Here is a 24,416-nt window from a genome sequence, read left to right on the forward strand (position 1 = left end):
AATTTATTAACTCTTCAAATATCAAGCATAAAGTAATTTCCCTAAAAAAAACGTAAATTCCTGTATTAATATAATTTATATCTTAATAAATAAAGTATAGATAGTTAACTTAATATGTAAAATTTAGAATATGGCTGAAATTCTATACAGCTATATTTCGGAATCACATTGGACAAGGACAAAAGCAAAGTGGTTTATTGACTTTCATTCCACCAAAGCACTATACTAAAACCACGATGGGTAATTAGCTCAGTTGGTAGAGCACTTGCTTGACGTGCAAGCGGTCGCTGGTTCGAACCCAGTGTTACCCACGTTTTTGTTCATGAAAAGATTTTATATGACAGCAGTGCATAACGGTAAACACTCAGCAGCGCAGTCCAAGCGCTTAATCTATTCCATAATAATAGTTGCGATAACAATGTTTATGGAAATAGTAGGTGGAATAATTTCACATTCGCTTGCTCTATTATCAGATGCAGGGCATATGCTCACTGACCTCTTTGCCTTGGTTTTAAGCTGGTTAGCACATAGGTTTTCAGCTAAGAAATCCGATTTGCAGAGATCATACGGGTATCATCGGTTGCAGATAATTGCAGCATTTGTTAATGGTTTAACTCTATTCCTCATTGCAGTAATCATTATAATTGAGTCAATAAAAAGGTTTATTTTTCCAGTCAATGTTGAGTGGAAAGTAATGTTAATAATTGCTACACTTGGCCTGATCTCTAATATCATAGTCTTTTTTATATTACATAGTAAATGCGAGAGCAATATAAACATAAAAAGTGCTGTACTACACGTTATAGGAGATATCTTAGGTTCTGTAGCTGCTATACTTGCATCCATAATTATCATGCTTACTGGATGGCAAATAGTAGATCCAATCTTATCAGTATTTGTTAGTGTGATAATTCTAAATAGTGGCTACAAAATTCTAAAGAATTCTTGCCATATACTCCTTGAAGGTACACCTGAGGGTATATCTGCTGAAGAGATAAAAAGTAAGATCACATCAGAATTACCTGAAGTGATAGATGTGCACCACATACATACATGGTCGCTGTCTGATAATTATTTTATAATTACCATGCATGCTAAAATAAAGCAAAATGTGCAGCACACCAATGTTTTATATGAAATAAAAAAAATATTGCTAGATAAGTTCGAAATAGCACACTCTACAGTTGAAATCGAGTATGATGAATGTGCGGATAATAAGATACTTAAACATTGACGTTTTAAATTATTATGCTATTACTAAAGTGTAATGATGTTGAAGGTAAGCTATGATAGGTATTTCTCAAATACAATTTCCTTCAAAGGAATCTAGCAGGCTAAAGTTTGTTAGTTATTTTGCAACTTTTGTTTCTTTAAGCATTATCACTAATCCCGTTAATGTTCTTTTTTCTCTTGGTACTATATTCTTCAGGTCTGAAATTAAAACTCTTTATATCTACAAAGAAATAAAAACGGCAAAACAGCAAAAGATGAGCAAAAGGGAATATTGGGAAATATTTTTTAAGAACAATACAATCAAGGTAGCAGCCTTCCTCTTGTTTTCTGCTTTTATAACATATCTAACTTTCACTACCACTTTTTTGCTTATTTCGTTACTGGGAACTATACCACTTACAATGCTATTGGTTTTATTGCAGAGTGAACTGAGACCAAAAGATTTTAACCCATTTACGCTGCTTAAAGCTTCTATAAATTTCTTTTTGGAGGGTATAAAAGAGAATTTACGTGGTATGGTTAATAGTTTTGATGTTAAGCTTGAACATTTACTGCCCCATCAATTAAATGATGATATCATTAAAAATATTGATAAATTAAAAGATAAGTATGGTGAAAAAGTATCCGAAGACGTTATTAATGATAGAGAATTTAAGCAATTTATTGAATATATAAATGATTTAAATGAACTTAATTATCGTCAATTTAGTGATGAGGATAAAGGAAGAGTAATTACATTTTTAAATGACTTTTGCAAAGATGATCAAAAGCATAGCTCCGGCTTTACAGGTGGACAGATTTTACTTTTAGTTCTGAAAGCCTGCAATGATGGAGACAGAGAAGCTGTAAAAAATAAAAAAGACGCGTTAATTACAAATTTGCTTGATAGCCAAACTTTCTCTAGAAAAGAGCGAATCCCTAACACCTGTTTTACCGGTATTGTCTACAGAATGTTAAGCACACTAGAGGGTATTCATCCTGATCCAGAAATTAGATTTACTGCTCCGCAGCAAATATCAATTTCAGAGGCAAAAAATGAAGCACGTAAGTTCATGTTAGACAGGTTAAAAAACAAAAAAAACAGTAAAGAAATTCTTAAGGCTTGGTACAAAGCTCAGAATGACCCTAACGATGAAAGTCAGAAGATAGTTGATAATTTTATTTCAGAAGTAAGTATTCCTTTAATGAGAAAATTATTGAGTTTCACTTCTCAATATAGTGAACAAATTGTGCTGATGTTAATGAAAGATATTAGTTCTATAAAGTTAGTAGAATTCTTGGATGAGCGCTTATCTTTTTATATTGCACAAGAAACAAACACAAGATGTTGTGCTGATATAAAAGAAAAAGTTTTTCTAGAGCTTTTAAACCAAAATTTACTCAAGACAGATTTTTCTCTCAAGGATTCATCTGTGGATGAAGCTAAAAGAATAGCTAGCAAAATAATAATAGGAGAAGTCGAGAAATTTAGGTCAGAAGCTGTTGAAAAGGCTAGGAAAGTTAACCCTATAGAAGTTCAAGTAGATGCTACATTGCAAAATCTGTCAGCCTTGCCACGAGAAAAGAAGTGTTGCATTGCGTATAGCAGACTAAGTAGCCAGTATAAAGGTGATGAAAGAGAGATAATGGAGAACATCTTACTAAAAAAATTAGAGATAACGAAAAAAGAAATGAATAAGATGCTAGAAGAGAATGATATACGTAAGCTAAAATTAGCACTTGATGATGCATGTAAGAAAAGTGGAAAAAGCATGGAAGAAATGATAAAAGAAGTAGAGGAAGTAGTCTCAAGTCGTTTCTCGCATGAAGTATCTGTTAGTAATATAGCAGCAGAGTCAGCATGCTTATAAAAATTTATTTTCCTTACCTTGCAGAAGATTCACAATATTTCTGTGGTGCTTTAAGAAAACTAGTGCTCCTATAATTAGTAATGTTAAGAACAAATTCCTCTGAAAAAAAAAGGACCATGCTACAGCCGTTGAAGTAGCACTGAGTGAAGCAAGGGAAGAGTATCTAAAGGCAAGAAAGACTATTATCCAAATTATTACGAATACTAAAGTAATATCAATGTTAAATGCTATCAGTATCCCTAGAGTGGTTGCAACGCCCTTTCCTCCACTGAATTTTAGCCATACAGGAAACATGTGTCCTAAAACTGCTAAAATTGCAGATATGTATATACAAAGATTATCATCAAAAAATTGTTGTGCTATATAAACGGCAATAAATCCCTTAAAGGAATCCAGAAGTAATGCCAAAGCAGCAAGAAATTTATTTCCTGTTCTTGCAACGTTTGTAGCACCAATATTACCTGAACCTATTTCTCTTAAGTTTATCCCTTTTATTCTTGTAATGATTAAGCTAAACGGTATTGAACCGAGTATGTAGGATAGTATAAGGATTACGTACCTCTCCATCATATCCACAGTTGTTGTAATTTGAAGGCAATTTGTTGCCTTGAACGACGTCGTTCCAGCGTTTCTTTTCGTATCATCTGAGTACCAGAAGGGTGTCATTCCAGTGCTTGACACTGGAATCCAGATATAAAAGTATTTGCAAATTATGCAGTTGACAACGGATTCTAGGAGCATATCTTAAAAATAATGTCCATGATGAAATAGACTGGATCCCAGTGTCACGCACTGGGATGACAAGAGAGAGTTCTGAGGTAACAAGAAGATGGTACTGAAATGACATCTGTTGTTGTACCTTCATATGCCAAAATTTAATTAATTTTATTATTCCTCAGCCTTTTTAGGTAGCACTGAACTTCATCGTTAATCTGATTGCTAAACAGTATAAGCGCTGTCATGTTGATCAAAGCTAAACAAGAGAACAAAGTTCCACCGATATTGGCAATAGCCATTATATCTTTAGAAAGGCCAGAGAAAAACGCCACAATTATTACCGCTATGCGGTATATCACTATACTTTTTGCACCGAATAAATATAGCCACCCCATTTCACAACAATATACAAATGAAATTACCGAAGAAAATGCAAACAAAGGAGCAGCTACTGTTAGAAGGATAGGAAACCATGGAGAAACTGTCTCAAATGCCTTTTGAGTAATTAATATTCCCTCACCAACACCTGTTTGGTATGCACCTGTTATTACTATCGTTATTCCAGTTAAACAGCAAATGAGCATTGTATCAAAACACGGCTCTATCATTGCAACAAGCCCTGTTCTTACTGGTTCTTCATCTTTAGTTGTTGCATGAGTAATTGAAGCAGAACCAACACCCGCTTCGCTGGCAAAGATTGCCCTTTGAATTCCAGCAACAAATGCTCCTACCATCCCTCCGCCAACAGCATTGAAATCTATCATAGTGGAAAATAATATTTTCAACGTATAACCAAGGTTATGAATATTAAATGCAATAATAATAATACAACTAAAGATATATATAAGTGACATAATAGGCACTAGTGCAGAAGATACTCTAGCTATCCTTTTAATTCCACCAATAATCACTAGAGCAAGCAGCGCAGAGATTATGGAAGAAAGAAACCAAGAGTGACCATCTACCCAACTTGAATAGCCAGATAATATGGAAACCATTTGGTTGGTTTGAAACGCTACACTTCCACCAAGACCTGATAATACAAAGAATACTGCATACATGGCAGCCAGCACAATACCAAGTTTTTTAAATCCAAATTCCTCCAGACCATTCCTTATATACTGAAAGGGACCACTAAACAATTGGTCCTGATCTTCTGTTCTATGTCTAAACGCCAACGTTACCTCAGCAAATTTTGCTGACATACCAAAAAAACCTGTAATCATCATCCAAGGCACCGCTCCTGGCCCTCCCATTGAAACTGCAATTGCGACTCCAGCAACAGTTCCAAGGCCTACTGTGCTTGAAAGTGCAGTCATAAATGCCTGAAAATGCGTAATATGACCATCATGGTGATTCGTGTCATATTTTCCACATAAAATAGCAAATGCATGCTTAAACATTCTTATGTTGAGAAATCCAAAACGTAATGTTAGAAACACATAACCAAAAACTAGTAGAAGGATTATAAATGGCACGTAAAGGATCTTGAAAAACAGCACTTCATTCATGAAGTTATTTATTCCATTCAACACAGCGTCATAACTTTCGTAAAAACCTGAAGCAGCATGCGCATCATTAAACAATAGACAAAATAACACCATACAAAGTAATCTATAAGTCATGTTTAATACCTTTTAGAATTGTAATAGGAATCTATTGTACTCAAGACTTCCCTTCTCAGTAGATATATTGCAACAGCATTTGGAATCATAAGGCACATAAACAAACTGTCACCTAGATAAGATATAAATTCTATATTCTTTGACATACAACTGATATACACTGAAACCACTATAAGAATTTGGAACGGTATCAGTATTTTTTTACTACCAAATAAATACAGCAAAGCAACTTCACAGTAGTAACAATAAGCTATTATTGTGGAAAATGCAAAGGAAAACATCATTAGCGGAAAAACTAACTTGCTGAACAAGGGCAAAGCTGTTGAAAATATCGAACTAATTAGTGTAATATCACCCACGTTATCAGTGCTATGCATACCAGTGATAATTATCACAATACCAGTCAAAAATGAGATTAATATTGTGTCTATAAGTGGTGCAATCATTGCAACGCACCCAACTTTAATTGGATCTTCTTCTTTTACAGCTGAATGTGCTATAGCTGCTGTTCCGGTACCTGCTTCGTTAGCAAACACTGATCTTCTCACTCCGGCTATTAATCCGCTCAATACTCCGCTTCCTATAGCTGATTTATTGAAGATATCTTGGAATATTATGGATAGAGCATTCAGCAAATTACTTCCGTTTACATAAATTAAATATATACACATACCCACATATAGCACTATCATAATTGGTGCTAAGCTCGTTGAAACGAAAGCAATGCGCTTTATTCCTCCCAATATTACAATAAAGACAAGCAGGGATATAATAATGGATGCGTTGTATTCTAGGAGGTTATTTGATAGTGCTGCTATTTGATTTGCTTGAAATGGTATACCGCCCAAAATCATTGCAATAAGTAGCATAATCGCATAAGTGAAGGCAAGAAATCTACCAGTTTTTGCAAATCCAATTTTTGCAAGCCCGTACTTCATGTAATAAAAAGCCCCGCCAGTTGTATTTTCAGAGCGATAAGTAAATGCAAGCACCACCTCGGCAAACTTTATCGACATACCAAGTATTCCGGTAATTACCATCCAAAAAACTGCACTTGGGCCCCCTATTGTGATAGCTATTGCAACTCCTGATATTGTTCCAAGACCAACTGTTCCTGAAATTACTGTTGCAAACGCTTGAATATGAGTGATTATGCCATTGTTGCTGTTATTACACTTTAGATTGAATAGCGTCTGTATTCCATATTTAAGTAACCTAAAGTTAATGAATTTGAACTGGGCAGTACAAAAGATTCCAGTTGCAATTACCCAAATAATTATAAATGGAATGTTGAATATCTTTATATACAGAAATGAATTTAATAGTTCACTTATCTTCAAAATCATGCAGTTTTCTATTTTTTGTTAGCTAACGAGTTTTATATGTAAAATATATGTAAAACCCGATGCTTATTGGAATAGTAAGTGTATACACTATACCTAAAATTGGTAGAGTCATCCAGGGCTTACTGATGAAAAATACAATAAGTACTCCAAAAAATGACACAAATATATAGGATAGGCTTTTGGGAATATAAATATATTTTGCAGAGAAAGTTGGAATGTGACTTATCGAAAAAAATGAAATGGCCAGAAAGTAACAAGCTACGTTTCTTGTGTTAAAAAATCGCTCTATGAGAAGTAAGTATTCACTCTCATGAGATTGAAAGGTAATAATTATTGGTAACAAAGAAAGTAAAGCACACACTGGAGCTGGAACACCAGAAAAGAAAAATTTTTCCCAGTATGGTTGTTCTGAGTGTAGCGAAACATTAAATCTTGCAAGTCTTATTGATATGCAGATTACGTATATCATTACTAAAATCCAACCTATGACTTTGATTTCGTTTAGCTTCCAAAAATACAAAAGAAATGCAGGCGCTGCACCAAAATTTAGAAAATCTGCAAAAGAATCAAGCTGGGCTCCAAAATCGCTAGTTGATTTTAGAATTCTAGCTATTCTGCCATCCATTCCATCTATTATTGCTGCAATGATGATAAAAATTACTGAGAATTCCCATTGTTCATTAAATGTAAATTTAAGTGAAGTGAGACCAGAACATAAACCCAATAAAGTTATAAAGTTTGGGAATAATTTAGTAATAGGTAAGAATCTACTGTTACTTCCATCGTTATTCATATAACGTCAAAAGTAAGCTTCTCTTGAACGTTTTCCTTATTTAAGTTTGCTATAATTGTTTCACCACCAATAACAGTTTGCCCTTCTGAAACTCTGACTTCTGTATCAGCAGGAACATAGATATTCACTCTACTGCCAAACCTTATAATTCCAAACCTTTCACCTGCTTTTACGTTCTGGGATATTCCTAAATTACAAACGATACGACGTGCAATTAATCCAGCTATTTGCTCCACAATAATTTCTTTCCCCTTTTCGTATTCAATTACAATAACCTGCTTTTCATTTTCATTACTAGACCTATTGCTCATTGCGGATACAAACTTGCCTTTTTTATAACTCATTTCCTTTATCGTACCAGATATTGGTATACGGTTCACATGGACGTTCAAAACACTTAAAAATATGCTAACAAGCGTAAACTTCTTCTCCTCTCCGTTTTCTGCTGATAAAGGATAATTAACTTCTTCAATTTTTGAAATCACACCATCAGCAGGACTTAATATAAGATTCTTATTGTTTGGCACAGCTCTTGCTGGATCACGAAAGAAATAAGTACACAATAATGTCGGAAACAAGCACGTAACGCCAAACCCCCAAGATATAGAGAATGCTATACACGTTACTATAAAGGAAACTACTATAAATGAATAACCTTCCCTGTTTATATTAGGTAAACCAAAACACATAATCTTATTAACAATAACCTATTGTTAACAATTTATCATTTATAATTTCTCATGAAAAGCTTTTTTTAACTGCTTCAGCAAAGTCTTTTTGATACAAGGTAACATTACAGATTGTTATATTAGCACATAGAATTACCGTCATACTGTAACAACCCGTCCAACACAAAATCTAATGCCTAAGTTTAGATCAGAAAACTGATTCTTCTAAAAGTTGCTCACTATCCTCGTCTATTATGATAGAATTATCATGATTTCTGAGTAAATCTCTGATTTTCGTTTCTATTTCATTTGCGACTTCTTTGTTTGTTTTTAGGTAAGTTTTTACATTCTCTCTTCCTTGCCCAAGACGTGTGTTGTTATATGAATAGTAAGCGCCTGCTTTTTCAAGCACACCAAGCTTTGCTCCCATATCTATTATTTCTCCGAGTTTTGATATACCTTCATTGTACATTATATCAAATTTCGCTTCTCTAAATGGAGGAGCAACTTTATTTTTTACAACTTTAACTCTTGTTTCATTACCTGTAATATTTTCTTTGTCTTTTATTACACCAACTTTTCTTATATCAAGCCTTACAGAAGTATAGAATTTTAATGCATTTCCACCCGTGGTAGTTTCAGGATTTCCATACACTACTCCTATTTTCATACGAATTTGATTAATAAATATCAATACACAGTTCGCTTTTGAAACGGCAGAGGTTAGTTTCCGTAGCCCATGACTTAGAAGCCTTGCTTGCAGCCCCATATGTTGATCACCCATATCACCTTCAATTTCAGCTCTTGGAGTTAATGCTGCGACAGAGTCAATAACTATCACATCAACCGCACCAGAACACACTAAATACTCAACAATATGCAACGCCTGCTCTCCAGTGTCTGGTTGTGAAATCACTAAATCATCAGTGCTTACCCCAAGTTTACGAGCATATAAGACATCCAATGCATGTTCTGCATCGATAAATGCGCATGATCCTCCTTTTTTTTGTGCTTCAGCAATCACGTGCAAGGCAAGAGTGGTTTTACCAGAACTCTCGGGGCCAAATATTTCAATTATACGCCCTTTTGGCAGACCTCCAACACCTAGAGCCGAATCAAGCGCAATTGATCCTGTGGATATTGTGTCTATTTTTTCTACAGGGTTTTGCTTCAACTTCATTATTGCACCTTTACCGAATGCTTTTTCAATCTGGCTTATTGCGTTATCTAGCGCTTTTTGTTTATCACTATTTCTTTCTTCTGGGTTACTTGCCATAGATCATTTATTAATTTATATAATTCTCTATGATAATCAAACGCGAATAACCTGCCAAGGTTTTTCTAGTATTTATGTATTATTTCAATGAAAAATATTAACGTTTTCATAAAGCAGATATTTGTTTGCCTTCGTTAGTAACACACTATACTTTAGTGTACGAACGTTGCAATTTGCAGCATAGCAGGTGGTGTCATCCAAGTAGCCAACACTGAAATGACTAAATTCGAAATGGCTACATGAATTTATTGTAAATTACTACCGTATAAGGTGCGATGCAACAAAGCCATTCCAGTGTCAGCTACTTGAATGACACCTCTTAGATGGGTCAGCTACTCAGATCTGCCATGAAAACTGCAACCCTAAATGTTGGAGCACTGTCGTACACTAAGCGCTGTAATGACAATTTTAGTCGCTTCATACACTTATCATGCTAGTCATAACAGAAATAATTTTTACCAAAGATATTTATGAAATAATTGACATAGTTTGGAAATATGTATATTATAGAACATTAATAGTTAGTTAATTTGTAGGTGTAATGTGGCTAGAAATGTTTTGAATGAAAATGAGTACCACGCTTTAAAGCAGTTGTTTTTAACATTTAATATTCAAAAGGAGGATGTGGTAAATTCTGACATTAAGAATATTAAGAAAAAGCTTAGTCAACAATACCGTAAATTATCGTTAAAATATCACTCAGATAAAAACCCAAACAATAAAGAAGCGGAGGAGAAATTTAAGGTTATTGCATTAAATAAGCCATTTTTTGAAGAATTTATAATAGAGCCATTGGAGAAAGGTCTCAATAAAAGAAATAATTTAATAAAAGAATTACGCGGTAAGTTGTGGAGTCGCAGTTATGAAGAATTGCAAAAATACTTAGATGATAAGTGCAGAAATAAACTCTATAATAAGCAGCAGTCAATTAACAATAATGTAACTGCTTATGTAAAATATTCTTCTTATTCAAATTTCTTAGGAGTTCTTTTAGTATCCTTCACATCAATTGCATTTTTAATAATTAATGGTATTTCTTCTAATGTACCAATAGCAGTAGGTTTTCTTGCTCCCTTGTTAGCAGGATCTATTTTGAGTCTAGCTGTTAAGAGCATTTATACTAGAAATGGGAAAGAGTTTAATCATCAGACTAATATTTTATTATTGTTTAACTTTGACCAAGAATGCGAAAATTTTTCAAAGAGTGATAGGACTAAATTAAAGTGGCTAAAAAATTCAGTTATTTTGAGCAACACAATCTGTACATCTTTAATGTTTTTCGGTGTGGGATTAGATTTAGTTGCCAACGGCTTTGGTATAACTAACTCTATGATGTTATCCGGCTTATTACTTTCATTACCATTCACGCTTTTAATTGTTACTTCACCTATTTTAAATGCTGCAAGTAATTATATTCTCAAAAAGACAGCTATAAATTCAATTGAGGAGCAATTTAAAGGTGATGATCAGTTTATAGAAGTCGATAACGAAAAGCCAAGCAGTACTATGAGCAATCAAAGTTATTTCCCCATCGGTCAGTTAATATCATCAAAGTTAGCTATTCTCCATAGCGAAGTCTCTAGCTAGGAACAATGAGCCACAGATTAGTATGGTTTTGACGTTTTGGATAGAGGCTTTTAATATGTGATTTGATATTGCATCGCCAATTGACTCACACTCAATTGCTTTTATTCCTATGTTATTGGCTTTTTCCCTAATCAAGTTTGTATTTGTTGCTTTGGGCTCAGACTTAACACAAACCGCACATAGTAGCTTGATATATGGCTTTAAGTGCTCTAAGAACTCTTCCACATTTCTGTTACGAGTAACACCAAAAATTATATAGATACCTTCAGCAAAATTATCTTTTACCCACTGAAATAGTACTCTAGCACCATCATTATTGTGCGCACCATCTAAAAATAATTGCCAATCTTTTGGTAGTAAAGAAATTAAATTGCCCTCTTTTATACGCTCCAGTCGTGCAGGCCAATAAGTGCACTGTAAACCTGAAGTGATATCCTCTTCTCCAATATCAAATCCATATTTTCCACTCAAAATGCTACATGCTGCAATAGCATTGCCTGCATTGATTATTTGGTGATCACCCTTTAAAGACGGCAAAGGAAATTCTATTGATTGAATAGCTGATTGGAAAACCATTTTGTTGTTCTTTTTTTTGCAATTCCATTCAAAACCTCCTCTATATAAGGGAGATTTCTTATTTATTGCGTGGTATTCTAGCGTGTTCATTATAGATTTTTCTTGTGGTGCTATCACGCAAGGAACATTAGGTTTCATTATTCCAGCCTTTTCACCTGCTATAATTTCTATAGTAGGGCCAAGATATTCCGTATGATCAAGTGCAATGGAAGTAATTATTGTTAAAATCGGACTATCTATAACATTTGTTGTATCAAGTCTTCCACCCATACCCACTTCAATTAAAGTTATATCGGCTTTGTGACGAGAAAAAGCTAAAAAAGCTGCAATAGTTGCAGCTTCAAACAGAGTGATAGGTTGTTCTGCAATTACGGCACGGCATTCTTCTAACAAGCTATATAATTCATTATCGTCGATATAACTGCCTGCAATAACTATTCTTTCATTAAAATTCACCAAATGTGGAGAAGTGTATGCGTGTACCTTATACCCTGCTGCTTGCATTATATATCTTATAAATGCTAGTGTTGAGCCTTTCCCATTAGTTCCAGCTATATGAATTACGGGAGGCACTTTTTTCTCGGGATTATCTAGTTTACTAAGAAAGCTTTTTATGCGATCAAGAGAAAAATCATTCGGCCTGCTACCAAGTGGCTTAGGCCAATGAGGCATATATATCATAGATTATTGTTACATTTTAATTCACCTATCACACTTGCTATGCCATGCGTGTCAATCTTCTCACTAAATTGAGAACGTTGATTAATAGCAATACTTATTCCACTCATTACAACATCACTTATCAAGAAAGAACTGTGATTTTTAGTAACTTTAAAATCAATATTTGTAAATTCTTCATCACCGTAAGAGAACCTTGTGCCAATTAAGCAAGTTTCATCGTCAACTGCTTTTGTACTCATTATGATCATTTCACTATTACTCATGTATTTAGATAAAATTTTAACGCACAAACGTGTAAGATACACTTCATACTCTCTTAAGAAATCTTCCCTTTCCTTCCGGGTAGTCAAAACCCAATATTTTCCCATGACAAATCGAGATATTTCTTTGAGGTTAACATTATTCTGAATGACCTCCTGAAGCTTTTCGTGTACATGCTCTAGGTTTTTTCTATTTCCTTTTGTAGATATGCTGTCTACTTGTTGTTTCATAGTATGCACAAAAATTTTGTGATCTGTACAATTAGTGTAAGCACTTGAAGAAATTACAATAAAAACAATAATGATTAAAACTTTAGTAATATTCATAAGATATACTTAAAATGCAAAGTTTAATAAAGATTAAATAACAATTACTGACTTTAATATACCTATAGACATGCCCTGTGTAAATCATCTATAATTCAAGTAGGGGTCTGTGCTATGCGTTATGAGTTAAGTTAAATTTCCCGAGCGATAATTTCTAGAGAAGGGAATTGCCTCTGCTGGTTTCGTTGAAACTAATATGCGATGCCCACCTTAACTTCAGGTCTCAGGAATCTACTAAGGCTGACGGTAGATACGGATCCTTTTTTGATTGGTACTAAATTTATGCTTCATCAATACAGAGAACAAGGTACCTTCCTATGTTCGCCTAATGAAGTATTCCAAATTGTAATTGATGTTGAAAGGTATCCTGATTTTGTTCCTTGGTGCAAAGCCGTTTATATAAAAGAAAAAATTGACAATCAAATGGTTGTGGACCTTCTAGCAGCTTTTCATGGAATTAAAGGAAGATATACATCAGAGGTAACCTTTCTTTCTCCAAGTAGAACAAACGAAGGTTGGATAAAAGCTGTATCATCAAATGGAATATTTAAACATCTATGCAATAAATGGCAATTCATTCCCATAGATGAAAATAAAACTATGGTAAAGTTTTATATAGAGTTTAAGTTTAAGTCCAACTCATTTTCAACCCTATTAAACTCAGTATATAAATATACACAAAGTAAAATAATTGCTGCATTTAAAGACAGGGCTGAAAGCCTTGCTAAACAAAAGTTACCTTGACACTATTTATATAAATATATAATTTTTTTAGTAAGTTAAGTATTTATATCGTAATGATTTTTAGACTATTGCTTTTATCAATTTTTATAAGTGTTAATTCTTATGCAGTTGTTAACCAACATATTCAAAAAGAAACTAATGAAATAACATCAAAGGAGTTACTATCACTATTACCCGATGATAAATTATTAGGAGATCCAAAAGCACCAATTCTAATGATAGAATATGCTTCATTAACTTGCTATCACTGCTCTCTTTTTCATAAGAATGTTTTTCCTAAAATAAAAGAGAAATATATAGACACAGGTAAGATGTTATATATATTTCGTCATTTTCCTTTGGATTACAGAGGGCTAAAGGCTGCAATGCTAAGTCATTGCTACGAAAAACAAGAAGACTACTTTAATTTTAACAAAGCTGTTTTTAACTCAATAGATTCGTGGAATTACTACAATTTAAGTGATTTGACTTTACTACAAAGAATTGCTGCACTAAGCAACTTAAAGCAAGATGCATTTAACCAATGCATTAATGATAAGAAAATTATGGATAAAATCATAAATGATAAATCACTGGCAATTAATAAACTTGGTATCACAGCTACCCCAATATTTTTCATCAAGCTTAACGATGGTAAGTCATATATAGAGCATAATAAAGTTAAACATGAAGGGTATAAAGAGCTGAAATACCTCACTGATGTAATAGATAAATTATATGGAAAAGCTATAGTGAAGTAATACCACTGTAGCTTACCATATAAAAGACTCTATGCTGAGTCATTGTTTTTTACGACTGTTTGTTGTTTTTTACGCTCAAATTCTCTTTTTTTACTGTGCCAAGCGTAGTAATACATAGCAATTTTATTCTCTATTAATACTATTGTTCCATCATAAAACTGAACCATATCCATAACTTTTCTCTGAGCTTCATCAAAACGTTCTTTATACTTTTCACGATAAGCTGGATTATTTAGTAACATAACCCCTTCATTCTTGTTAGATTTTTTGTTTAACGTTTCAACTTCGCTAGCAATAGTATAAGACATATAACCCCCTCTAATTGATTATAAAAATTATATTTTAATAAAGAGAAATGCGCATAAACAATCTCTTTAATTCCAGCACAATAATCGACTGCTTATTATACTAGTTAACTATAGTACAATATATAATAATTCTTGTCACTTAAAATTTTATACTATGAAATAATAACTTAAAATAAATGTTTTTATTATTTCAAACTATATTATTATATTTATAAATTGTGTATGAATTAAGCTTCCCTAATTTATAATCTATGCGTAATAATTTTAGTATAAAATTGTCATACATAAGAAATCTATTTGCAAAAGAATTTAAAACAATAGAAGAATATTGTATTCTTGAAAAAAAGCAACATATTCAGATCGGCCATGAAGAAGGAAAGCTATTAAGTTTATTTATAAAAATCCATAAAATCAAAAGTATTGTTGAGATTGGCACGTTATACGGTTATTCGTCGATTTGCATGGCAAAAGCTCTACTGGAAGATGGTCACATATATACAATAGAAAATAACCCTCAATACTCAAGAATAGCAAAAAAAAATTTTAGTGCTTTTAATCTGAGTGATAAAATTACTCTAATAGAAGGCAATGCATTGGAAAAACTTAATGAATTATCAGCAAAAGCACCATTTGACATGATATTTATCGATGCTGATAAAGGTGGTTATCCTAAATATTTAGATTGGGCAGAGTCATACATTAAACAAGATGGGCTAATCGTTGCAGATAACACTCTATTGTTTAACACAGTATTTTTAGAATCGCCTCCAAAAGAAGTATCAGAAAAATCATGGCATGCTATGAGGGAGTTTAATAATAGATTATCAGATGAAAAAAAATATTTCTCTATATTGATTCCAACTGATGAAGGAATGACTGTAGCTTTAAAGCTAACATAAGTTAAAAATCAAGGTCAGCATAATGTTTAGGAGGGATTAAACCAGAAATCCTCTCTAATAATATCTCACGAAAACAAGGCTTTGATTTAACAATGGAGTACCATTCTTTTAAAATTTTACTTTTTTCCCATGGAAAACTACTTACATAGTCTATTACAGAAATATGCGATGCTAAAGTAATATCAGCCAAAGTGAACTTATCGGTTGCAAGCCAAATGTTCTTGTTAATTAAGTGTTCAACATATTCTATATGGCAAAGCAGATTATGCTGAGCTGCATAGATAAACCTAGAATCAGGGCTGCGGTTAGTAATTACTTTTTCATTCATAATATACTTAGTAACTTCATTGTAAAATTTGTTATCGAACCAATTGATTAGAGCGCGTATTTTAGACTTAATAATAGTGGATGAACCAAATAATTTGACGTCGCTATTGTAAGTTTCTTCTATATATTCACAAATGGCATTACTATCCGCTATTACAAAGTTATTATCTATTAATACTGGTACTTGCCCGGTTGGATTGATCTCCATAAATTCATTCCGTTTTTCCCACGGATTTTCATACACTAGATCACAGCCCAACTTTTTTTCTTTGAGAAGGGCTCTAACTTTTCGTGAAAATGGACAAAGAGGAAAATGATATAAAATCATAATATTCCTCTTTTGTTATCCCAGTACCTATAGGTTGTTATTCCAGTGTGTGACACTGAAATCCACATCTTTTTTCTCTGGATCCAAGTTGGGATGACAAGAGAAGAGTATTTTAGGTAACAGTTGTTTACTCCAAAGTAATGTTGCAAGAGGTCTAACATATAAATTATAAGACTAATATAGGATATACCTTGCTAAATAAAAAAAAAAGTATAATATTTTATAAGGTATGCAGGCAAAAACTCTGTAATTTGGTCAGATCAGAAATGAAGCAGCCATATCAGAACCTTTTTGGGTTGCATACCTACTTCATTATTTGTTTTATCCGAAGCTGTGAATATAGCATTAAAACATCGTCCTAGTAGCTTTAAAGATCTAGTAGGTCAAGATATATTAGTGCGTGTATTAGAAAATGCTTTTATTTTAAACAAAATCCCACAATCTATACTGCTCTCTGGTAGTAGTGGAGTTGGTAAAACCACCACTGCAAGGATAATAGCTTTATGTTTGAATTGTTCCCTGGGGCCAATTTTTGAACCTTGCGGATCATGTGAAAATTGTCTAGCAATAAAAAATTCAAGCCATCCAGATGTGATTGAAATCGATGCAGCAAGTCACACTAGCATTGACGATATTAAAGTAATCCTGGGAGATATTTGCTATTCACCTATAAGCTCTAAATTCAAAGTCTACATTATAGATGAAGTACATATGTTATCCAGCAGTGCATTTAACGCATTACTTAAAACCCTAGAAGAGCCACCATCTAGTGTAAAATTCATTTTAGCAACTACGGAAATAAAAAAGATACCGATAACTATTATTGCACGTTGTCAAAGATTTGATTTACACAACATTCCTGTAGCTAAAATAGTGGAACGTTTAAATGATGTTGCACAAAAAGAGAGTTATTCTATTGAAAAGGGAGCATTAGAATTAATTGCACGACACTCTGGAAATTCAATGCGTAACGCCTTGTTTTTGATGAATCAAGCAGTGCTATATAGCAAAGATGGTGCAATATCCACTAAAAATGTGACAGACATACTTGGCCTAGTGGATAAAGATATTATATTTGATCTATTAGGGGCAATATTAGAAGGTGATTTACAGAAAGCTCTATCAGTGTTTGACAAGGCGATAAAAACAGCAAACCCACTTAGTATTTTTGAAGGTCTATTGCAAACAATTCAGTTAGTATGCCGTTTTTTAATTACGAAAGAGATTGATAGTGCAGTTACAGAGTATGAAAAGAATAGGATAAAAGATTTAAGTATAAAGAGATCTTTAATATTTTTTTCAAGATTGTGGAAGGTGTTGCTTAAAGGTATTCAAGATATAAAAACTTCAACATGCAACGATGTTGCTGCTGAAATGATGCTAATTAGTCTTTGCTATCTCTCTGATCTACCTTCTCCAGAACAGGTGATCAAAAAAGTTCTTTCACAAAATGTAGAGCAAGGAAATAGACAGGGCAGACCTGTTGCACCTTCCCCCTCTGTCATCCAAGTAGCTGACTACTCAGATCCAAAAAAATATGTGGAAAGTAAACAACAACCCCACTCTGTCATCCCAGTGCGTGACACTGGGATCCATGTGGAAAATAAACAACAAAATTACGATTTTGATAAGATTTTGCAACTATTAAGGCGGAGTAACCAAATTTATCTTTACAAACAACTGTGTAATAATCTACAATTAATAGATTGTAAACCTGGGTATTTAAAATTAAAAGCTGTATCTAAGTTGGACAGTAATTTTTGCAATGATTTAAAAAATTACTTAAACCAGGCAACTCAGCAGGAGTGGGTTATTACAGTTGATACGGGTTATATAAACAGGGAAGTGAGTAATTTAAATTATGCACCTGCAGTCAAGGATATACTTGACATGTTTAAAGGTGCAAAAGTAGTTAATATAGAAAATAAGGAGTAAGTTGTGGATTTTAGTCAAATAATGAAACAAGCGCAAGAGATGCAAAAAAAGCTTGCAGAAGCTCAAGAAAAATATATTGGAAAAGAGTTTCAAGGTATTTCTGGTGGTGGCAAAGTTTCTGTATTAGTGGAAGTCATAAAAATAGGTAGCTATAAAGCTAAAAAGGTGAACATAGACTTAGAACTTATGAGAAATGAGGAAAAAGATATAGTAGAGGATTTAGTAACAGCAGCGTTTAATGATGCCGTTAAAAAAGCAGAAGAAGATATGGCAAATGCAACTTCTGATCTCGCAGGTATGATGGGTTTACCACCTGGATTTAAACTTCCTTTTTGAATTTACTACTGAAGTTTCTTTTAGTGTAAGTATTTTTTTTCTAATACTAGACTTCTTTATATAATGCGCCTATAGCTAGCACAGCCCTATGTCATACCGCAATTCATTCCACAACTGTACGAACATTGCAATATGGCACATAGTAAACGATGTCATTCCAGTCTGGAATCCAGCCTTGCCGTAATCTCATCAAGAACGTTGTGTTTTAACATAAAACGGCTACTTTTATGCTTACCAACTTAATAAAATTCCTGATCCCAGTGGGCTTTGTTGCATCGCTCAAGTGAAAAGAACTGGCAGTTACTGACAAAATTCATTATAAATAGCCATTTAACTGTTGAAGAAAAAATATGCCACAAAAAATGAGAGTCAGTAACTGCCATGAATATAACAAATTTCTCCAAGAAAGAGGAAGCATTTTTTGTTATATCAATGACGCCATAGAAAATTGGTACGAGAATTGTCCAAAAATGCAGGGCGGCAACTATATTTATAGTGATAAAGTTGTGATTTTGGTGCATATAATCGTCAGTTTCTTTAGAATTGGTTTAAGACAAACAGTCGGGTTTATAAAAGGGTATTTGCAACAAATAGGAAGAGATTTGGCAGTTATCAGCTATTCACAAGCATCAAGAAGGTTTAAGAAACTTAATATTAAGATAAATGATTGCAGAAAATAATATGGAAGATATCGAAATTGCTATAGACAGTACAGGAATTAGTATATACAACAACACTCCTGGTCACAGCAAGGAAAATAGCACTGACAGAAAATATCGTGGCTATGAGCAAACGAGAAAATTGCACGTAATGTTGAATATAAACAACAAAAAAGCCATAGCTGTAAAATACAGTAACGGTGTCTACTCTGATCACTATGGAGCTTGTGATTTGCTAAAAGAAGTTGATTTTCAGCATGCCATAAAAGCACTATATGCAGATAGAGCATGTGATAGGCACAAGTTTTATAAGTTGTGTAACGAATATGATATAAAGACAAAAATTCCACCAATAAACAATGCGGCAGAACATCCAGAAATAGATTATATGTCTGACAGGAATGCTGCTATTAGGTTAATAAAATTATACGGTGAAGATGGCATGAAAGAATGGAAAAAAGAAGTAAATTATGGGAAAAGATCTTATATTGAAGGGTTTTTCTCAAGATTAAAGCAAATATTCGGATTTAGTTTGAGGAATAAATCTGAGATAAATCGAGAAAAAGAACTGCTAATCAAATGCTATTTGCTTAATAAATTCACTGATATTGGTATGGCTAAATTTGAGATAGTTACATGAATTTACCATAAATCACCATCTCATAAAGTGTGATGCAACAAAGCCGTCTGGAATCCACAACTGTACGAACGTTGTAGTTTGGACCACCAGTGGGGTGTCATCCCAGTGCCCAGACACTGGTTCTATGCAACTTAATTAAAAACGTTTGTTTTAGTGTAAGACAATTACCTTTAGCTTATCAGCTCAGTTATAAGCAAAATTTCTGGATTCCAGACTGGAATGACACCATTTGCTGTGCAATTTACCTTCAAAAATGAATGTTCGTACAGTTGTGAACCTGTGGCAGGTATTACATAAGAGCATTTCCCTCTTCTAAATTAAAACGCACTTTTGCCTCCTTTGCAGTCTATACTTTAGATGTATTTAATTTACAAATACTAATTATTTATTAATAATGGTGATATGTAAATATAGTTATAAAATAATTGTTACACTTGAATTCCTTCCTGGTTTCTGTTGTTATCAGAACATTTAAAACACTTTAAGAAAGCTGCTTAGTTAAATTAACTTAGACAAGTAAATAGCAGTTTTGCAGCCTGTTTTTATGAATGATGATAAAATGTTGTAGCCAAATGCGCTTTCAGCATTGTGCTGAATTGCAATATCTTTGTGCTCTAACTCCTCGTCGCGAAATTTACTTATAGTTTCTCTTAATTTCCCATCTTCTAAATGTGAAACTTGCTCTTTGTAGTGCTCCCCGATAACTTCTTCAACTGCAGCAGTGCAAGCCATAGCAGCTTTTTTGCCCATAATGGCAGTTGCAACGCCAAGCGACACTCCTAAAACACGCCAAACAGGCAACAAAACAGTAGGACGAACTTTTTGCTCTTTGATTTTCTCATTAAAATAGTGAAAATGCTTTTTTTCCTGCTCTTCCATTTCAATTATTTCATTGATTATAGAAGATTTCTTAAGAATAAATTTTTGACCAGAATAAATGCAAATAGCTCCATATTCTCCAGCGTGATCTACTCTAATTGCCTGTTGCAAGAACTGATTGTTGCTGTACCTTAAATTATTTAGATTTCTTTCTTTCTCCACAATACACCTTACCTGATACGAACAGAGCTACTATGAGATAAATTAGATTCCATGTTGCTAAGGAAACACCTAGAACGTAATGAGGTCTGTCACAAGATGGAGAGTAATTAGGATTTAGTAGATTATTTCTGAGCTCTTCTATACTAACGTTACCACTTGCTTGCTCTGTACAACCTAAAACATCATGAAATAAGTGGAGTTCAAGACCTATATGATAAAAAGATATTACTGCACCTATGAGGTAGCTGCAAAACATTGCATAGATTAGAATTTTGTTGTCTTTAAGCATGCACGCTACTGCAAGTAATCCGGCGATATAGTAAACTATTCGCTCGTATGTACATAACTTGCATGGCAGCATGTTGAAAAAATATTCTAGCACATATGCAAAAATTAGAGCAGCGGCACTCGACAGCAGAAAGATTGCAGGAATTCTGGAATTATTACACATAACTTTAAGTAAATTATCCCTGAAAGTATAAAGCAGAGTATTCATTTTACATAGGGATTTTTATTTTTTTTCAAAAGCAATCTAACTGGCACACCGTCTGCAAAGAAATTTTTTCTGAGATCGTTAATTAAATAGCGTTTGTAACTTTCATCAACACTTTCAGGTATGTTACATATCAAAGAAAAAGCTGGAGGTTTAGTACCAATTTGAGCGATATACTTCATTTTAACTGCTTTGCCTTTTACAAGAGGGTGAGAATGTTTTCCTACAGCATCTATGAGCCACTTATTCAGTTTTGCAGTGCTGATCTTCTTGTTCAAGGATTCACTCACTTCAAGACACTTATCTATCACATCACCGCAGCGCATGCCTTTTAACGCAGAAATTGTTATAGTTGGCACTTCCAAGAATAACCTGGTTACTTCCTGTTGTTTGACAAATTTTATTAACCTGCTTCTGTCATCCTTACCTATTAAATCCCACTTATTTAAAACAACAATAATCCCTTTCCCTCCCTTAATTGCAGCTTCACCAATTGATAAATCCTGCTGCTCAATACCAACTAGGGAGTCTAGCATTAAAACTACCACATGAGAGCGCTTGATTGATTCCATGCTTTTCTCAACAAATCTTGATTCTAAGCCATCTACAACATTCGCCTTTCTGCGGATTCCGGCAGTGTCAATTAGAGTAATTAACTCTCCATCATGATCATATGTAATATCCACAGAATCACGTGTGGTACCTGGCTCTGAACTTGTTATTAGTCTGTTTTCTGCAAGTAAACCATTTAAAAAAGTTGATTTTCCAACATTCGGACGGCCGATGATCGCGATCCTCAGCCTACTCAGTTCATTGTTAGGTAACTCAGTGTTCTCGTTAAAATTTTCAATAACACCAGCTAATGCATCATAAAGATCAACCATGCCAAGATTATGCTCGGCAGAGATATACACCGGGCCAAGAAAATCAAAAAACTGCAAATAATCAACATTTTCGGATTTATGACTCTCGCATTTATTTGCTACTAGTATTACAGGTTTATTTATTTTTCTCTTCAGCCACTTTGCAAACTCTTCATTTCGCTCATTTTGCACTTTTGCATCAACAAGAAAGAAAATTATGTTTGAATTGGATAAAGAAAATTCGATTTGTTCAATAACTTGTAGTGAAAAATTAGTTTGGTCGTTCCATCCTCCTGTATCTATAACTTTAAACTCCAAATCGCTAATTCTCCCCATTCCCTCTCGCCTATCCCTTGTCACTCCTGGAATGTTACTCACTACTGCTGCTTTTCTTCCTACTAATCTGTTGAATAGGGTCGATTTTCCAGCATTTGGTAGGCCTACTATGGCGATTTTTAGCATAATTCAAGGGCATGTTCTATATGAAGTAAATTATAACCGAAACTTTTCAATTTAACTATTGACTTCGTAGATTATATAAGCATACTACAGTTAGAATTTTTTTATTTCGTTATGTAAAATATGGGGTAGTTATGCTAGTGTCAGAGCAAATAGAGAGTGTAGATAGAGAAGAATTAAAGCAACAAAATCATATACATAAAGATACAGAGTGTTCGGAAGAGACGACAATATATGGGCATATTAATCAACATATGGAAAAAAACATCTCAAATACATTGCATGAAATATATGATGCTCTTATGTCATATAACGAATCGGAACAGTCAATGACGTCAACTTAAGAACTTTCATTAGCAAACTCTCCTAAAGACATGATGGCGTTTAGGCTTATCTACTTTATTGCGGCTGTCCCGGTCGGATTTTAACTTTAGCGCGTATACTTAAAAAGGGCTTGAAAGTTTTTTGGCGCAATAAGTACCTGATAGAGTTTCTGCCTCATTACACCAAATAAAACTGAAAAATTTAAACGATACTCAGTAATTTGATCTGGGTTCCAAGGCCCTTGTGCATCACACATATGAAGCGATAATATATTGCACATGACCAAGTTTGCCCAAAATTCTTGTAATACAGCCTCTCCAGAAAAATTCTCTAACTCTGCTCCTACTTTGAGTCGTTTATAGCACTCCTCTATGTGCCACCTTAACACATAAGCTTTGCTCCAAAGTCTCGGTCAAAAACTCTGTTTCTCAGTTGGCTAATGTCAGCACTATAACTCTTACTTTCTGTCCTTTCATTTTATTTTTTAGCTTTTCATTTTCTAATATAAAATCAAAATCTAATTCGCCAGCGTTCCCATAGCTTACTATAATTTCTTTTTTGCAAGCGAAAAATAAAATCTACTTCCAAATCATAATGCTGCTGAATGAATTTTACTGAAGACGATCATAGATAAATAATAATTTCTCTTGATTTAATAAACGCATTTGAGTGATAACTTCGGGTAATTGCTCTGCCGCCAACGTTTGTTCACCTATATTCCAAGCTGCAAGACGAGCACTACAAATTAGCGAAGTACACAAATCAACAAACAAATTGCCAATGGTGCCTGTTGTTCCATTTGGTTCAAACTCGGATACAATTTCCCCAGAGCTGGGTAATCTCATACCAGAACCATCTTCTGCAATAAGTCTATAGCCTCTCCAACTCAGGTTCATCCTGATAGGCTGTTTGGATGCTTAAATTCTTGAAAGCCTGTATGGCAAATCTTATACCTTGCTTTAGAAAAAGCTTGCTTTGAGGGTACATGTCAATGGCTCCATAAGTTCACATTCTATTCCCAAACTTTTTTTAACTAACTTTAAAATCATAGAAAATACTGTCGAAAAAGGAAGTTTTCTTGTTCGTGTAAAACTCAACACAATGGATTTTCTGAAAAGTTTTCGAGTATATTATATTTTTAATTTGTAGAATAAGGTTTTTTCCTTTTTGCATATTTCACCTAAAAAGGACACATTTTAGACTTCTTTGTTGAAATAAAACAGAAACAAAAGTGCTGTCCCTTGCACTCTTTGGATAATTTAATGATAAAAAATTTAGAGAGAAATTTTATATACTATCGCTGATATTTTTCCTTAAGTTGACGCCATTGCCTGAACGGATACAACTTAATTTTTAATCTGCAGGAGTCAAGTTGAGAATG

24 protein-coding genes, 1 tRNA gene, 2 other RNA genes and 1 pseudogene are annotated in these 24,416 nt (G+C 33.7%); 14 read left to right on the forward strand and 14 right to left on the reverse strand.

Annotated features, from left to right (window positions below; all coding sequences use genetic code 11):
• The first annotated feature begins 238 nt into the window (after nt 1-238).
• From AAGD59_RS00055 to AAGD59_RS00065, 3 genes are all read left to right on the forward strand, one after another.
• A tRNA-Val gene (locus AAGD59_RS00055) sits at nt 239-311 on the forward strand.
• 26 nt (nt 312-337) lie between these two features.
• Nucleotides 338-1,234 (forward strand): cation diffusion facilitator family transporter, encoded by an 897-nt coding sequence (locus AAGD59_RS00060; protein WP_015589346.1) that lies wholly within the window; start codon nt 338-340, stop codon nt 1,232-1,234.
• A gap of 52 nt (nt 1,235-1,286) precedes the next feature.
• Nucleotides 1,287-3,083, forward strand: coding sequence for a hypothetical protein (locus tag AAGD59_RS00065; protein WP_015589347.1), 1,797 nt, complete (start codon nt 1,287-1,289; stop codon nt 3,081-3,083).
• On the opposite strand, the gene plsY is transcribed toward AAGD59_RS00065, so the two are convergent.
• The 6 genes from plsY to recA all read right to left on the reverse strand — a co-directional run bounded on the left by plsY (nt 3,078) and on the right by recA (nt 9,508).
• Complete coding sequence (plsY, locus tag AAGD59_RS00070) at nt 3,078-3,650, reverse strand: glycerol-3-phosphate 1-O-acyltransferase PlsY (protein ID WP_015589348.1); 573 nt, start codon at nt 3,648-3,650, stop codon at nt 3,078-3,080. The two genes, AAGD59_RS00065 and plsY, sit on opposite strands and share 6 nt — an antisense overlap.
• A 308-nt stretch (nt 3,651-3,958) precedes the next feature.
• Entirely contained in the window at nt 3,959-5,425 is a 1,467-nt protein-coding gene (locus AAGD59_RS00075; protein ID WP_015589349.1) for an alanine/glycine:cation symporter family protein, read from the reverse strand.
• A gap of 2 nt (nt 5,426-5,427) precedes the next feature.
• Entirely contained in the window at nt 5,428-6,771 is a 1,344-nt protein-coding gene (locus AAGD59_RS00080; protein ID WP_015589350.1) for an alanine/glycine:cation symporter family protein, read from the reverse strand.
• A 22-nt stretch (nt 6,772-6,793) separates the two neighbouring features.
• Nucleotides 6,794-7,564, reverse strand: a complete 771-nt coding sequence (locus tag AAGD59_RS00085) for a CDP-alcohol phosphatidyltransferase family protein (RefSeq protein ID WP_015589351.1) — start codon at nt 7,562-7,564, stop codon at nt 6,794-6,796.
• Entirely contained in the window at nt 7,561-8,253 is a 693-nt protein-coding gene (locus AAGD59_RS00090) for a phosphatidylserine decarboxylase (protein WP_007548750.1), read from the reverse strand. The genes AAGD59_RS00085 and AAGD59_RS00090 overlap by 4 nt, the downstream gene beginning before the upstream one ends.
• A gap of 187 nt (nt 8,254-8,440) precedes the next feature.
• On the reverse strand, nt 8,441-9,508 hold the full coding sequence (recA, locus tag AAGD59_RS00095) for a recombinase RecA (protein WP_341812922.1): 1,068 nt from the start codon (nt 9,506-9,508) through the stop codon (nt 8,441-8,443).
• Nucleotides 9,509-10,132: 624 nt separating this feature from the next.
• Here recA and AAGD59_RS00100 point away from each other — a divergent pair.
• On the forward strand, nt 10,133-11,095 hold the full coding sequence (locus AAGD59_RS00100) for a J domain-containing protein (RefSeq protein WP_265028068.1): 963 nt from the start codon (nt 10,133-10,135) through the stop codon (nt 11,093-11,095).
• On the opposite strand, the gene AAGD59_RS00105 is transcribed toward AAGD59_RS00100, so the two are convergent.
• Together AAGD59_RS00105 and AAGD59_RS00110 are read right to left on the reverse strand one after the other, a co-directional pair.
• Nucleotides 11,063-12,352: a bifunctional folylpolyglutamate synthase/dihydrofolate synthase gene (locus AAGD59_RS00105; protein WP_264953985.1), complete on the reverse strand. Its 1,290-nt coding sequence runs from the start codon at nt 12,350-12,352 to the stop codon at nt 11,063-11,065. The two genes, AAGD59_RS00100 and AAGD59_RS00105, sit on opposite strands and share 33 nt — an antisense overlap.
• The gene (locus AAGD59_RS00110; protein WP_015589354.1) at nt 12,349-12,939 is read right to left on the reverse strand and encodes a phospholipid-binding protein MlaC; all 591 of its coding nucleotides are present in this window, start codon (nt 12,937-12,939) and stop codon (nt 12,349-12,351) included. The genes AAGD59_RS00105 and AAGD59_RS00110 overlap by 4 nt, the downstream gene beginning before the upstream one ends.
• 101 nt (nt 12,940-13,040) lie before the next feature.
• On the opposite strand from AAGD59_RS00110, the gene ssrS reads away from it, so the two are divergent.
• From ssrS to AAGD59_RS00125, 3 genes are all read left to right on the forward strand, one after another.
• Nucleotides 13,041-13,202: non-coding RNA, 6S RNA (gene ssrS, locus AAGD59_RS00115), on the forward strand.
• A 19-nt stretch (nt 13,203-13,221) separates the two neighbouring features.
• Nucleotides 13,222-13,683, forward strand: coding sequence for a type II toxin-antitoxin system RatA family toxin (locus tag AAGD59_RS00120; protein ID WP_041573611.1), 462 nt, complete (start codon nt 13,222-13,224; stop codon nt 13,681-13,683).
• Between the two features lie 53 nt (nt 13,684-13,736).
• Entirely contained in the window at nt 13,737-14,423 is a 687-nt protein-coding gene (locus AAGD59_RS00125) for a DsbA family protein (protein WP_015589356.1), read from the forward strand.
• Nucleotides 14,424-14,452: 29 nt separating this feature from the next.
• Here AAGD59_RS00125 and AAGD59_RS00130 read toward each other — a convergent pair whose 3' ends face one another.
• Nucleotides 14,453-14,731, reverse strand: a complete 279-nt coding sequence (locus tag AAGD59_RS00130; protein ID WP_007551133.1) for a DUF2671 domain-containing protein — start codon at nt 14,729-14,731, stop codon at nt 14,453-14,455.
• Nucleotides 14,732-14,982: 251 nt separating this feature from the next.
• Between AAGD59_RS00130 and AAGD59_RS00135 the strand changes: the two genes are divergently transcribed.
• Nucleotides 14,983-15,630 (forward strand): O-methyltransferase, encoded by a 648-nt coding sequence (locus AAGD59_RS00135; protein ID WP_015589357.1) that lies wholly within the window; start codon nt 14,983-14,985, stop codon nt 15,628-15,630.
• 1 nt (nt 15,631) lies between these two features.
• On the opposite strand, the gene AAGD59_RS00140 is transcribed toward AAGD59_RS00135, so the two are convergent.
• Complete coding sequence (locus tag AAGD59_RS00140) at nt 15,632-16,285, reverse strand: glutathione S-transferase family protein (RefSeq protein WP_141457290.1); 654 nt, start codon at nt 16,283-16,285, stop codon at nt 15,632-15,634.
• Nucleotides 16,286-16,507: 222 nt separating this feature from the next.
• Here AAGD59_RS00140 and ffs point away from each other — a divergent pair.
• The 5 genes from ffs (at nt 16,508) to AAGD59_RS00165 (ending at nt 19,855) form a co-directional block, all read left to right on the forward strand.
• Nucleotides 16,508-16,597, forward strand: an RNA gene (gene ffs / locus AAGD59_RS00145) — signal recognition particle sRNA small type.
• A gap of 21 nt (nt 16,598-16,618) precedes the next feature.
• Nucleotides 16,619-18,220, forward strand: coding sequence for a DNA polymerase III subunit gamma/tau (gene dnaX / locus AAGD59_RS00150; RefSeq protein ID WP_141457288.1), 1,602 nt, complete (start codon nt 16,619-16,621; stop codon nt 18,218-18,220).
• 21 nt (nt 18,221-18,241) lie between these two features.
• On the forward strand, nt 18,242-18,556 hold the full coding sequence (locus tag AAGD59_RS00155; RefSeq protein ID WP_041573540.1) for a YbaB/EbfC family nucleoid-associated protein: 315 nt from the start codon (nt 18,242-18,244) through the stop codon (nt 18,554-18,556).
• A 350-nt stretch (nt 18,557-18,906) separates the two neighbouring features.
• A complete protein-coding gene (locus tag AAGD59_RS00160; RefSeq protein ID WP_141456678.1) occupies nt 18,907-19,236 on the forward strand; it encodes a transposase in 330 nt (109 codons plus the stop codon).
• Nucleotides 19,220-19,855, forward strand: a complete 636-nt coding sequence (locus AAGD59_RS00165) for a transposase (RefSeq protein ID WP_265027790.1) — start codon at nt 19,220-19,222, stop codon at nt 19,853-19,855. Before AAGD59_RS00160 ends, AAGD59_RS00165 begins: the two co-directional genes overlap by 17 nt.
• A gap of 498 nt (nt 19,856-20,353) precedes the next feature.
• Here the strand turns inward: AAGD59_RS00165 and AAGD59_RS00170 are convergent, their stop codons facing one another.
• The 3 genes from AAGD59_RS00170 to der are packed head-to-tail and all read right to left on the reverse strand — an operon-like array spanning nt 20,354 to nt 22,714.
• Nucleotides 20,354-20,896 carry a demethoxyubiquinone hydroxylase family protein gene (locus AAGD59_RS00170; RefSeq protein WP_265027897.1) on the reverse strand — a complete coding sequence of 181 codons (543 nt, stop codon included), beginning with the start codon at nt 20,894-20,896 and terminating at the stop codon, nt 20,354-20,356.
• A complete protein-coding gene (locus AAGD59_RS00175; RefSeq protein ID WP_015589379.1) occupies nt 20,871-21,392 on the reverse strand; it encodes a disulfide bond formation protein B in 522 nt (173 codons plus the stop codon). The genes AAGD59_RS00170 and AAGD59_RS00175 overlap by 26 nt, the downstream gene beginning before the upstream one ends.
• Nucleotides 21,389-22,714, reverse strand: a complete 1,326-nt coding sequence (gene der / locus AAGD59_RS00180; protein ID WP_010963041.1) for a ribosome biogenesis GTPase Der — start codon at nt 22,712-22,714, stop codon at nt 21,389-21,391. The genes AAGD59_RS00175 and der overlap by 4 nt, the downstream gene beginning before the upstream one ends.
• 131 nt (nt 22,715-22,845) lie before the next feature.
• On the opposite strand from der, the gene AAGD59_RS00185 reads away from it, so the two are divergent.
• Nucleotides 22,846-23,055, forward strand: coding sequence for a hypothetical protein (locus AAGD59_RS00185; RefSeq protein ID WP_015589377.1), 210 nt, complete (start codon nt 22,846-22,848; stop codon nt 23,053-23,055).
• 9 nt (nt 23,056-23,064) lie between these two features.
• Here AAGD59_RS00185 and AAGD59_RS00190 read toward each other — a convergent pair.
• Nucleotides 23,065-24,208: pseudogene (locus AAGD59_RS00190) on the reverse strand (transposase).
• Nucleotides 24,209-24,416 lie beyond the last annotated feature (208 nt).

Origin of the sequence: Wolbachia endosymbiont (group A) of Cephus spinipes, assembly GCF_964026895.1 — a bacterium.
Classification (GTDB): Bacteria; Pseudomonadota; Alphaproteobacteria; order Rickettsiales; family Anaplasmataceae; genus Wolbachia; species Wolbachia pipientis.